Origin of the sequence: Gilvimarinus algae (assembly GCF_030518215.1) — a bacterium.
Taxonomy (GTDB): Bacteria; Pseudomonadota; Gammaproteobacteria; order Pseudomonadales; family Cellvibrionaceae; genus Gilvimarinus; species Gilvimarinus algae.
In genome coordinates, this window is record NZ_JAULRT010000032.1 from 146,450 (window position 1) to 158,164 (window position 11,715).

Annotated in this window: 10 protein-coding genes; 6 read left to right on the plus strand and 4 right to left on the minus strand. The window is 57.3% G+C overall.

The genetic code is table 11. The features are described from left to right. The first annotated feature begins 8 nt into the window (after positions 1–8). Positions 9–341, plus strand: coding sequence for a YnfA family protein (locus tag QWI16_RS02075; protein WP_302711065.1), 333 nt, complete (start codon positions 9–11; stop codon positions 339–341). Between the two features lie 263 nt (positions 342–604). Next, positions 605–3,100, plus strand: coding sequence for a ThuA domain-containing protein (locus QWI16_RS02080; protein ID WP_302711066.1), 2,496 nt, complete (start codon positions 605–607; stop codon positions 3,098–3,100). Between the two features lie 107 nt (positions 3,101–3,207). On the opposite strand, the gene QWI16_RS02085 is transcribed toward QWI16_RS02080, so the two are convergent. After that, positions 3,208–3,564 (minus strand): PilZ domain-containing protein, encoded by a 357-nt coding sequence (locus QWI16_RS02085; protein ID WP_302711067.1) that lies wholly within the window; start codon positions 3,562–3,564, stop codon positions 3,208–3,210. Next, on the minus strand, positions 3,561–3,923 hold the full coding sequence (locus tag QWI16_RS02090) for a PilZ domain-containing protein (protein WP_302711068.1): 363 nt from the start codon (positions 3,921–3,923) through the stop codon (positions 3,561–3,563). Before QWI16_RS02090 ends, QWI16_RS02085 begins: the two co-directional genes overlap by 4 nt. Positions 3,924–4,015: 92 nt before the next feature. On the opposite strand from QWI16_RS02090, the gene QWI16_RS02095 reads away from it, so the two are divergent. Continuing rightward, entirely contained in the window at positions 4,016–4,924 is a 909-nt protein-coding gene (locus QWI16_RS02095; RefSeq protein ID WP_302711069.1) for an ROK family protein, read from the plus strand. Between the two features lie 93 nt (positions 4,925–5,017). Here QWI16_RS02095 and nhaD read toward each other — a convergent pair whose 3' ends face one another. Further along, positions 5,018–6,463, minus strand: a complete 1,446-nt coding sequence (gene nhaD, locus QWI16_RS02100) for a sodium:proton antiporter NhaD (protein WP_302711070.1) — start codon at positions 6,461–6,463, stop codon at positions 5,018–5,020. 320 nt (positions 6,464–6,783) lie between these two features. Here nhaD and QWI16_RS02105 point away from each other — a divergent pair, with 320 nt between their 5' ends. From QWI16_RS02105 to QWI16_RS02115, 3 genes are all read left to right on the plus strand, one after another. Continuing rightward, positions 6,784–7,242, plus strand: coding sequence for a hypothetical protein (locus tag QWI16_RS02105; protein ID WP_302711071.1), 459 nt, complete (start codon positions 6,784–6,786; stop codon positions 7,240–7,242). Positions 7,243–7,466: 224 nt separating this feature from the next. Further along, positions 7,467–8,702 carry a transporter substrate-binding domain-containing protein gene (locus QWI16_RS02110; protein WP_302711072.1) on the plus strand — a complete coding sequence of 412 codons (1,236 nt, stop codon included), beginning with the start codon at positions 7,467–7,469 and terminating at the stop codon, positions 8,700–8,702. 161 nt (positions 8,703–8,863) lie between these two features. After that, positions 8,864–11,326, plus strand: a complete 2,463-nt coding sequence (locus QWI16_RS02115; RefSeq protein ID WP_302711073.1) for a vitamin K epoxide reductase family protein — start codon at positions 8,864–8,866, stop codon at positions 11,324–11,326. Between the two features lie 46 nt (positions 11,327–11,372). On the opposite strand, the gene QWI16_RS02120 is transcribed toward QWI16_RS02115, so the two are convergent. Beyond that, positions 11,373–11,699, minus strand: a complete 327-nt coding sequence (locus tag QWI16_RS02120; protein ID WP_302711074.1) for a rhodanese-like domain-containing protein — start codon at positions 11,697–11,699, stop codon at positions 11,373–11,375. Positions 11,700–11,715: the final 16 nt, after the last annotated feature.

The following is an 11,715-nucleotide window of genomic DNA, read 5'->3' on the forward strand; positions in this document are numbered from 1 at the left end:
GATTGATAATGGCTGAGCTAAAAACGCTGGCCCTGTTCCTGGTAACGGCCCTGGCGGAAATTCTGGGCTGCTATTTACCCTACCTTTGGTTGCGCGAGGGCAAGTCGGTTTGGCTGTTGTTGCCTGGTGCCATGAGCCTTGCGGCTTTTGTCTGGTTGCTTTCCCTTCACCCTACTGCCTCGGGGCGCGTTTATGCCGCCTACGGCGGAGTCTATATTTGTATGGCGATACTGTGGCTGTGGTCGGTTGATGGCGTGCGACCGGGCCTGTGGGATCTGGTGGGCTCGGCGGTGGCGCTGGTGGGCATGGCCATTATTATGTTTGCGCCCCGTCCCGCCTGATGTCTGCGGTCGGCCCCCGCACCTACTGCCTTGGGGCGGGGTATTCGTTGCAAATGTCAGCTTCTGTAAAGACTGCCGCAATAATTGATAACGCCTGTGACGCCAGTTGAGCGCTGAGGTAGACTGCAATGGTGGCTCTTGAATGACAAAGGTGACCCGAACGAAGGTTGCCTCCGAGAGCGGCCCTGCCAGCGTGCAGAGAACATAATAAAGTGACCATGATAAGGAGTGCCTGCACTCCCCTAGCCAGTGTGATATGCCCCATGAAGATAATTGCCCGTCCTAGCCTTACGCTTGTGTTATTGGTGCTCTTGAGCGCTCTTGCCGCCTGCTCGGAGCAAAGTCCGCCGCAAGCTGTGAAGTCTGAAACATCGCAATCGGTCGAGAATCCACAGCAGCTGACTTCCGTTTTGATCTTTTCGAAAACGACCGGCTGGCGTCACGACTCCATCCCCGAGGGGAACGCTGCCGTGGCGGCTCTGGTGGAAGAACGCGGCCTGCAACCGATAATCAGCGAAGACGCTGGTGTTTTTACTGACGAGCAATTACGGCGTATGGCCGCTGTGGTCTTCGTCAATACCACTGGCGACATTCTCAACAGCCAGCAGCAGTTGGCGTTCGAGCGTTACATCCAGGCCGGCGGCGGGTTTGTCGGTATTCACGCGGCGACGGATACCGAGCACCAGGGGGATTGGTATTGGTACCAGCGTCTGGTGGGGGCGGTTTTTAAATCACACCCCAGTGATCCATCGAATGTGCAGCGCGCGCGTATTAAAGTCGTGGATGCCAAGCATCCAGCCACTCAAAAGCTGCCAGCGGAGTTTGATCTGATCGACGAGTGGTACGACTTTCACTCTCTATCGGATCGGCGCCACGATTTGTTGACCGTGGATGAGCGCAGCTATCAGGGCGGGCAGCACGGAGCCTATCATCCCATTGCCTGGTATCACGAGTTTGACGGCGGCCGGGTGTTTTACACCGGTCTTGGTCACACCAAAGAGGCCTACAGCAACCCGCTGTTTTTGCAGCATCTGAGCGGCGGGCTCGATTACGCGCTGGCCGGGCGCGAACCGCTGGATTATTCGAAGGCCAAGCCCGAGCCCCGCCGATTTGTCCGCAAAACATTGGTCGATGATCTCAACGAGCCCGTGAGCTTTGATGTGACCGGCGATTATTCCGCAGCGATGATCGGCCAGCGCGAGGGCACGCTTTACTGGCTGGATATCGCCACCCAGACCATGAGCGTCATGGCGCAGTTTGACGTCTTTGCGCCAAGCAAGAAAATCGAATTCGGTCTGGTGGCCGTTGCCTTTGATCCGGCGTTTTCCGAAAACCAGCTGATCTACGCTATGTACAACCTAGCCGACGACAGTGGCGAGCATGATTTGCTGCAGCGCCTGTCGCAGTTTAAGGTAAACGGCAAAGTCCTGGATATGAACTCCGAGCAAGTGCTGCTGGACATACCCAATGACAACACCTGCTGTCACACCGGGGGCAACCTTGAGTTTGACCGCCACGGCAATATGTTTGTCGCTTTGGGCGATAACTCCAACCCTTTTGAGTCAAACGACTCCGGCCCCATGAACAACACCCCCGAGGGCAGGTTTCACGATGCGCTGCGCAGCTCCGCCAACAGTCAGGACCTGCGGGGCAAGATCCTGCGAATTCGTCCGGATAAAAGCGGTGGCTACACCATTCCCGAAGGTAACCTCTTTGCATCTTCAGAGCAGGGGCGACCGGAAATCTACGTGATGGGAACACGCAACCCCTACACCATCGCCGTCGATGATCGCACCGATACGCTCTACTACGGCGACATAGGCCCTGACGGCAAAGCCGATACCGCCGAGTTTGGCCCACGCGGCTACGACGAGATCAATAAAGTCACCGAGCCCGGTTTTTTTGGCTGGCCTGCTTTGGTGGGTAATAACATCCCATATCGCATGTACGACTACCAGGCTGGCACCAGCGGCCCGCTGTTTAACCCGCTGGCGGTGGAAAATTTTTCACCACGCAATACCGGCTTGAAAGTGCTGCCGCCAGCGCAACCAGCCCTTATCTGGTACCCCTACGCCCGTTCCGAGCGCTTCCCGGAATTGGGGCAGGGCGGTCGCAATGCCTTGGTCGCGGGCGTTTACCCAGACTCGGGTGAGCTTGCTTACCCCGAGTACTATCAGGGCAAATTGATCATCGGCGACTTTATGCGCAGTTGGATAAAGGTGGTCACTCTGGACGAGTACGACAATGTGCTGAAAATTGAAGATCTCGCTCCCAGCGTCGATTTTGCCGGCCCCCTCGACTTGAAGATCACGCCCGACGGTCGCCTATGGGTGCTGGAGTACGGCACCCAGTGGTGGGCCGCTGGCGGCAGTGAAGCCAAATTGAGTGTTATCGAGTACGATGCCGATGCCGTGTTGCCCGATCCTGTCGAGGAAGAGCCGGCCCTTGAAACCGCTGGCGATGGGCTTGGTCACCAGGTTCAGGTGGCGATAGCAGAAGGTAAAGAGTCCACCAAGAGCACCAGCTGCATTGCTTGCCATAAAGAGCGTGAAGCGTCAGTGGGGCCAAGCTTTTTGGACATTAAAAATCAGTACAGCTCGCTGGAAGATCCCACGGCTTATATTGCCAATACGATTGCCGCCGGCAGCAGTGGCAAGTGGGGCGAGCATGTGATGCCCGCGCATAATTTTCTGGACGAAAAAACCCGAACCAATATCGCCACGTATATTCTTTCTGTCTCAGAGCAAGACGGCGACTGATCTTAAATTGATCTCTTAAGAGTTTAAGGGGCTGGTTTTCCCGCCCCTTAAAGCCGACGCGGGGCGGGACAATTCAGGAGCTCGTTTAGGTTAGATGTTCGCCCAGGTCAGGCGGTGCGCGTAAGTTGCGCGATGAGCGTCTCTAAACGCTGCGCGTCCGCCGCTTCCATTGGCTCGCAGGTTAAGCCCAAAATATGTTGACGCAGGTGGACCACTTTGGCCTTGAGCGTCAAAGGTAACAGGGGCGCAAGCGCTTGCGGCAGCATGTCCGGTTCGATAACCAGCTCCAGCGGCTCGCCTGGGCTAATCCCGTGCTCCTGCAGCAGCGCAATACGAATGCCGGTGAGTGATATATCCAACACATGCGCTTCAAGGCTTGGCTGGCCGTCAACCTGCGCGTAAGCACGCAGTGGCAGGCGGTCATTGTCGCGTCTTTCTGAGGGTGATGCTTGAGGGCCGGTCATGCGTGAATGAGCTCAGCCAGTTCGCGCTCGGCCTCTTGTGCGTCGCCGAGGTTGAGCTCGATTAGGCGGCGCAAATGACGGATACTCTCTACGTCAATAGAGAGGCAAGACAGGCCTATGCCCTGTTCGGATTGATGGGCGACGGCGGTATTCATGGCAATAACAGTTTGGTCCGAGAGGATGACTTTGACCAATATGGGCGCCATGCTGTCAAAGTCATGCGGCAGGGAACCGGCCAAAAGCAGACCTTTGAGCGAAATGTCTTTCAGGTCGGCAAACCAGTGCAGGCCGTGCTGTGACAGCTCGACCCGCACATCAAATTCAATGCGCTGAAAACGACGACGTTCTTGCTCTGACATAGTGCAACCCCTTGTTTTCCCTTATTGTAGTCGAACAACCCAGCAGCCGCAGCCTGTTATAATTCCCGCCGATGAAAACCAAGAGTCACACCATGAACCAGTATCGAATTGGCATTGACCTCGGCGGCACCAAAACCGAGATCATTCTGCTCGACGGCGAGAGTTGCGAGCGGTTTCGCAAGCGCATCCCCACCCATCGCGGTGACTATTCACAAACGCTGAGTGACATTGCGGCACTGGTGACCGATGCCGAGGCCGCCGCCGGCGTCTCGGCGCTGCCAGTGGGTTTGGGCATTCCCGGCACCGTATCACGCAAGACCGGGCTGGTAAAAAACGCCAACTCTACCTGGTTGAACGGCAAGCCCCTGCAAGTGGACTTGTCCCGGCGGCTGCAGCGGGAGGTACAGGTCACCAACGACGCCAACTGCCTCGCGGTGTCCGAGGCCACCGACGGTGCCGGTGCGGGCTATGATTTGGTGTTTGCGGCCATTCTGGGCACAGGGTGCGGTGGTGGTGTCTGCTACCGTGCGACGCCTTTGGCCGGCCCCAATGGGGTCGGCGGCGAGTGGGGCCACAACCCGCTGCCCTGGACCCGCGATGCCCAGCTTAACGCTAGGCCCTGCTATTGTGGCCGTGCAGGCTGTCAGGAGACGTTTCTGTCTGGCACAGGCATAGCCCTGACCTATCAGCTGGCAACGGGCCAGGAGCTGGCGGCCGATCAAGTGGTCGAGCGCTGGCGCCAGGGCGAGCGAGCCGCATCCGAGGTTATGCAAGCCTATATGGAGCAGTTGGCACGGGCGCTGGCCGCAGTGATCAACGTTATGGACCCCGATGCTATAGTGCTGGGTGGCGGCGCCTCGAACATTGAGGAGATTTACCATGAAGTGCCGGCACGGCTTGCTGCCTATGTCTTCGGCGGTGAGTGTGACACGCCGGTGTTGCAGGCGGTGCATGGAGACTCCAGTGGCGTACGCGGAGCGGCTTGGCTCAATCCTCTTTAGGGTTCGCCGGGTCGTTTGACTCGATGCTCTCTTACCAAAAAGCCGGGCGCTGAAAGAATCAGCGCCCGGCTTTTTTCGGTGATGGGGCCTTGATTAGTGGTGGAACATGCCGGCGTTCAGCCACAGATGTACGGCCACACTGGCGGCGTAGCCCAGGGCAATCACGGGCATCCATTTAATGTGGCCGAAAAAGGTGTAGGCGCCGCGCGCCTGGCCCATCAAGGCAACGCCTGCAGCCGAGCCGATGGATAACAGGCTGCCACCGGTACCGGCGGTGAGGGTGATCAGCAGCCAGTGCCCGTGAGACATTTCGGGCTCCATGGTCAGCACCGCGAACATCACCGGAATGTTATCAATTACTGCTGAGGCGATACCGAGGATAATGTTGGTGTTGGTCGCGCCCAGGCCGGTAAACAGCACTTCCGACATGTAGGCTAGATACCCCATATAGCCGAGCCCCCCAACGCACATGACAACGCCGTAGAAGAACAACAGGGTGTCCCACTCGGCGCGGGCAACGCGGTTAAACACGTCAAAGGGGACCACGCCGCCGAGACGCTCCAGCGCCTGCTGATCACCGGCACGTTCGGCCAAGGCGCGCTTGCGCGCCAGTGAGCCCGGCAGGGTACGACGCAGGAAGTAGCCAAAAAACTGCAGATAACCCAAACCGGTCATCATGCCCAGTACCGGCGGCAGGTGCAGCAGCAGGTGGCAGAGCACAGCGGTGAGGATGGTGAGCAGGAATAAACTGAGAATGCGCAGGGCACCGCGCTTGAGCTCAATGTCTTCTTCCACGGCGGCCGGTTTACGGTTCTCGACAAAAAAGCTCATGATCAGAGCCGGAATGCCGTAGTTGACCAGTGCCGGGATAAAGAGCGCGAAAAACTCCTGGAACTCGACAATGCCCGCCTGCCAAACCATCAGGGTGGTGATATCGCCAAAGGGGCTAAAGGCGCCACCGGCGTTGGCAGCGACCACTACGTTGACGCAGCACAGGTTGATAAAGCGCGTGTCATCACTGGCGACTTTCACAATCACGGCGCACATCAGCAGGGCCGTGGTCAGGTTATCCGCCACAGGCGAAATAAAGAAGGCGAGAAAGCCAGTGAGCCAGAACAGCGTTTTGTAGTTGAAACCCTTGCGGACCATCCAGGCGCGCAACACATCAAACAGCCGGCGCTCCTCCAGAGCGTTGATGTAGGTCATGGCCACCAGCAAAAACAGCATCAGCTCGGCAAATTCAAGCAGTGTGTGGCGAAAGGCGTGCTCGGCTTCGTGCGGCAGCCCGGCCTGGGTATAGACCCAGCCGATACTCATCCAGATGATACCGGCGGCAACCAGCACGGGTTTGGATTTTCTCAGGTGCAGCTTTTCTTCCAGCATCACCACGATGTAGGCAATGGCGAACAAGACCAGCGCGAAATAGCCAACGCCGCTGGTGGTGAGATCAATGGCGCCGGAGGCGGCGAAAGACTGGGGCGAAAAGGCGAGCAAGCAGGCCCCAAGCACCGCCAGGACGCGAGAGATAGGTTTAGACATGCGGTTTACCAGTGTTTCAAAGTGTGGTGCCGATCTATTGTTGCCACTGCACTGGGCGGTGCGGGTGGGCGCCGGCTTCAAGGGGCGCGAATTTTAGCATATCTGCTCACGGCGTAAACGGCTGAGCCTGAGCGCGGCTGAATCCACTGCCTGATTTATCTTATGATAGCGCTACCACGCACAAGCCTGATGAGATCTGTCGAGCATTGCCATAAATTGTCAGCGCGAGCGGACGACAGTGTCGGCAAGTTCACATTTTTCGCCGCTAGGCCGGTGCTAAGGTGTTTACCAACGGGTTAACAACTTTTCTGGAGCAACCTATGATGTTCAATCGCAAGTCTCCGCAGGCCGCCTCCGAGGCGATTCAACATGCAGGCAGCAGCGCAGCGGTTGCCCCCCTTGATGTTGTGCCAGCCAGTGGCATTCGCGACAAGAGGGTAACTGACATTCCCACCTCTCTTGTGAGTTCCCACGCCGACTGGAAGCCGGCGGGCAACTGGACAGGGGTCTTCGATTTGGCTGTCTGGCTGAGGTTGCCTAAAGGCTGCAGCCACCCGCTGCAGCTGGCACTGCGCTTTACCGACCAGCGCGGTGAGAACACCGTGTTGGTGGATATTTGCAAGCCTGGTGCGTTCAAGAGCGCCCTGCTCAATGGCAGTGTTCAGGTCAATGTCTCTGGCCGGGTCAAGGAGATGGGACTGTATCTGTTGAGCCTCCCCAGCGACTTGCCCGTAGGACTGGAGGAGTGGCATTTCCTGCCGCAAATCAAGCGCCACTGAGTCGTCAGACTCAGCTTTCTCAGACCAACACGGATGGCCTCAAGCCCAGAAGTTTATCGACACGGGCGGTGAGGGGTTGGGCGCATTGGCGCTACATGGACACTTCAGATTCATCTCGTGTTGCTTCATCCTGAGTTAGTACGCCAAAGCCGCAGGCGCCAGCGGTGCTATACTCTAGGGCATAATCCACCTCGACAGTTATGTGGTGAATCGTGCCAAAGGGAATGCACAGGTTTGGGCTCTTGCTGGCCCGCCTCTCACTGATACTCGCCGCGCATACGAGCCCGGCATCCGACCTTCCGACAGTCACGCTCGGCACCAATGCCGTATCGGCTTACTCCACTGACCGAAAGCCCCGCCAGTCCCAAGGGGTTGTCTCGCAGGTGGACTGCATATTTTCTCATTTGCCCTATCAGTTGGAGCTCCATTACCAACCCTGGCGCCGTGTTCAGCAAGAGGTCAGCAACGGTCGGTTGGCGGGCTTTTTCACCGCTATGCCCGATCCGCAGTTCGAGCGCTACGCGCAGCTGTCTGATCCGCTGATTTTGCAAAAGTGGCACTGGTTTACCCGCGCGGATTTTCCCTTGGCTGAAGATCCGCGCACCATGCGCACCGGGGCGATACTTGGCAGCCACCAGCAACTGTGGCTGGATATGAACAATGTGGAGCACTATCTGGCAGTGCAGGATTTACCACAGCTGATCAAGCTGCTGTTTGCCGGACGCATTGATGCCGTGCTGGCCGATCGCGAGCATTTTGATAGAGCGGCCAACGAGCTGGGTGTGGAGCCTGTACGCTATCGCTCCCGATTTTTTCAGTATGTCCCTTTAGGGGTGTATTTTGGCCAGCACTTTCTCGAAGAGCATTCGGACTTCCTCGCTCTGTTCAATCGCTACATTCATGCCTGTGTGCCCCAGAGCTTTGCCCTGAGTTCTGAGGAGCAAACGGTGATCAAGCAGCTGCTGCAAAGTTATATCGACGACTGGTCGTCGCACTCAATGTTGCTCGAAAGGCTTGCCATCCGCGAACTCGAACCGGCCAAGACCGCCGAGGAAATCCAGCGCCTGGACACCCTTTGGCGTGAGGCCTATCAGCGCAAGTATACTCACCGCTTGAATGCCATGCTCGACGATGGCCTCTCGGGCCTGATGCTGCTTTGGAAGTCGGAGCACCCAGTGTTAACCGAATTGATCGCTATTGATCGCCAGGGGCTCAATCTGGCAGCTGTGCCCTATACCTCTGACTACTGGCAGGGCGATGAAGCAAAGTACCAGCAGGCTTACTTTCTCTCACCCGGTAGCTGGTTTTTTGATGAGGTCGTCTACGATCACTCCACTCGTCGTTTTCAAACGCAGGTCAGTGTGCCCATCGACTCAGCCGATGGACGCCGCCTGGGCGTTTTGACTCTTGGCGTCGATATCGAGAAAGCCTTGAAAGCGGGAGCCGGTAACGAGCCCTGACCCTCGCCTTGTAGATTGCACCGGTATTGGCGGAAGATTTGTAAAATTTTCAGAAGCTTTCTCGCCGGATGCGCTGATTTACTGAATTTTCGCGGTTTATTTTCCGGTTCGATTTTTGCTCAGTGCCAATGTTCTAAGGCTCTTGGCAAAGGAAGGACGGTATGGCGACGCGCGATAAACCTGTGATACTCATTACCGGTGGAGCCGGTAACCTCGGCAGCGCCCTGTGCGAGGCGCTGCGCGACGATTACACGCTGGTTGGGCTGGATCAAAAGCCGAGCGACAAGGCCGATGCCAGTTTTACTCTGGATTTGACCTCGCAAGAATCGGTTGAGCTGGCCCTCTACAAATGCCGGGAAAAGTTTGGCGACCACTACGCCGCGGTGATTCACCTGGCGGCCTACTTTGATTTTACCGGAGAGCATTCACCACTGTATGAGGCGGTGAATGTCGAGGGAACACGGCATTTGCTCAAAGCGTTGGAGTCGGTCAAGGTCGAGCGATTTATCTATTCCAGTACCATGCTGGTCCACGAGCCCGGGGTGCCCGGGCATAAAACCAGCGAGCAGTCGGCGATTGCACCAGGCTGGGCTTACCCCGAATCCAAGGCGCGCACGGAAGAGGTGATTCGGGAAGCCGCCGCCATGCCTTACAGTTTGTTGCGCCTCGCAGGTCTCTACGATGAACAGACCTGCGTGCCCACCTTGTCTCATCAAATCGCGCGCATCTATGAGAAGGACTTTAAAAGTCATCTCTACTCGGGAAATACCGGCGCGGGCCAGGCGTTTATCCACAAGGACGATATGCTGGACCTCTTCAAGCGCACGGTAGAGCGGCGCCGCGAATTGCCCGAGCAGCATCTAGTGCTCGCGGGAGAGGACATCACCTTGAGCTACGAGGCACTGCAGAACCGTATTGGCGAGTTACTGCACGGCCGGGACGAATGGGAAACCATGGAGGTGCCGGCGCCCGTGGCAAAAATGGGGGCCTGGCTGGAGGCGAAGTCAGAGCCTGTGGTTCCCGATGACTTTGATAAAGGTGAAAAGCCATTTATCCGCCCATTTATGGTGGATATGGCCTCGGATCACTACGAGCTGGATTGCCGTCTCGCCTATCAGCAGTTGGGGTGGGAGCCCCAGCACAGAATCGATCATGAACTTGAGGGCATGATCGATAACTTGAAAGCCGATGCCGTCGCCTGGTATCGAGCAAACGGCATTACCCCTGCGGACTGGATGCTGGCGGCGAGCGAGCGCCGGCAGAACCCCAACACAGTGCGCGAAGGCTTTAGTGAGCAAGTCCGCCGCGAGCACAGGCGCAATTTGTGGGCCCCGTTTATGACAATGGGGCTCGGAGCCTGGCTGGCGAGCTCGCCTTTCACTCTGGGCTATGGTGATAGCTGGTTGGCATTGAGCGATTACGCCAGCGGGGCAGTCTTGGTGGTATTGTCTTTTTTGGCGCTCAGTTGGCGTTGGCGCTGGGTGCGCTGGGGCAGTACCTTAGTGGGGCTGTGGTTGCTGCTGGCGCCCCTCGCCCTGTGGAGCGACAGCGCTGCGGGCTATCTCAACTCGACAATCATGGGCATATTGGTGATTGGCTTTGCGGCGCTGCCAGGGCCAACACCGGGGCTGTCTCCGGTGGCGGAGATGACAGGACCAACGATTCCCAAAGGCTGGGATGTCAATCCTTCAAGTTGGTTTCAGCGAGCGCCCATTATTTTTCTCGCCTTTGTCGGTTTTTTTATTTCCCGCTACCTGACAGCTTATCAGCTCGGCCATATCGATTCGGTGTGGGAGCCGTTTTTTCTCGGTAGCAGCAATCCGAAAAATGGCACCGAGGAAATCATCACCTCCTCGGTATCGGAAGCCTGGCCCGTGCCCGATGCTGGGCTGGGGGCGCTGACCTACGCATTGGAAATTCTTACGGGGCTTCTCGGCTCCAACCGCCGCTGGCGCACCATGCCCTGGCTGGTGATGCTGTTTGGTTTTATGATTGTCCCGTTGGGTATTGTCTCGATTACGTTTATTATCATTCAACCGATTGTAATCGGCACCTGGTGCACCTTGTGTCTGATTGGCGCCGCCGCCATGTTGATTCAGATTCCCTACTCGCTGGATGAAATTCTGGCGACACTGCAGTTTCTCAAGCGCCGACACAAGGCGGGCAAGCCTGTGTTGAAAATCTTTTTTACCGGCGATACCGACGAGGGCCCCAACGAGCGTGTTGACGATGACTTCGAGCGCTCGCCCGGCGTTGTGTTGAAAGACATGGTCGGTGGAGGTGTGAGCCTGCCCTGGTCCATGGTATTGGCCATGGCAATTGGTGTCTGGCTGATGTTTACCCGCCTGAGCCTGGGCTCGGGTGAGGCCATGGCCAACTGGGAGCATCTGGTGGGCTCACTGGTCATCACTGTCTGTGTCTGCGCCCTGGCGGAAGTGGCGAGGCCGGTGCGCTTTTTACTGATTCCCCTGGCCCTGATGCTGGTCATCTCTGCGCTGGTATACGGCTCAGGCCTGCTTGTTTGGATAAACGCCGCCGTTTGCGCTTCGGCCTTGGTGGCTTTGGCGCTGGTGAAGCTGAAGGTGACAGGGCAGTATGGCCCGTGGAATCGCGTGCTGGTGTGATCGAGTGCGGCGGCCGTTTTACGGCCGCCTGATCGTGGCTAGTGGTTTAGGCTGCCATGCGCTTTTCTATCCAGTCCTTGGTGCCGCCTTCATAGTCGTAAACGTGCTTGAAGCCCGCTGCGTCCAGCTGCTCGGCGGCCTGGCGCGAGGCATCACAGTCAAAGCTCGCGCAGTAGACCACAATGTGCCTGTCCCTGCTGGCGGCAATGGCTTTGACCATTTCTTCAAAACCCTCTTGGTCTACAGGCACGTTGACGGATGTGCGAATGTGCGCCTGATTGAACGCATCGGGTGACAATACATTGATTAAAACAAAATCGTCGTGCTCGGACTCGTTCATACGTTTCAGATCGTTGCGAGTAATGGCTTGCATACTCTGCCCTCCTTTC

Coding starts and splice junctions, on each gene's coding strand:
- QWI16_RS02075 (WP_302711065.1), top strand. CDS start 9: ATGGCTGAGCTAAAAACGCTGGCCCTGTTCCTGGTAACGGCCCTGGCG.
- QWI16_RS02080 (WP_302711066.1), top strand. CDS start 605: ATGAAGATAATTGCCCGTCCTAGCCTTACGCTTGTGTTATTGGTGCTC.
- QWI16_RS02085 (WP_302711067.1), bottom strand. CDS start 3,564: ATGACCGGCCCTCAAGCATCACCCTCAGAAAGACGCGACAATGACCGC.
- QWI16_RS02090 (WP_302711068.1), bottom strand. CDS start 3,923: ATGTCAGAGCAAGAACGTCGTCGTTTTCAGCGCATTGAATTTGATGTG.
- QWI16_RS02095 (WP_302711069.1), top strand. CDS start 4,016: ATGAACCAGTATCGAATTGGCATTGACCTCGGCGGCACCAAAACCGAG.
- nhaD (WP_302711070.1), bottom strand. CDS start 6,463: ATGTCTAAACCTATCTCTCGCGTCCTGGCGGTGCTTGGGGCCTGCTTG.
- QWI16_RS02105 (WP_302711071.1), top strand. CDS start 6,784: ATGATGTTCAATCGCAAGTCTCCGCAGGCCGCCTCCGAGGCGATTCAA.
- QWI16_RS02110 (WP_302711072.1), top strand. CDS start 7,467: ATGCACAGGTTTGGGCTCTTGCTGGCCCGCCTCTCACTGATACTCGCC.
- QWI16_RS02115 (WP_302711073.1), top strand. CDS start 8,864: ATGGCGACGCGCGATAAACCTGTGATACTCATTACCGGTGGAGCCGGT.
- QWI16_RS02120 (WP_302711074.1), bottom strand. CDS start 11,699: ATGCAAGCCATTACTCGCAACGATCTGAAACGTATGAACGAGTCCGAG.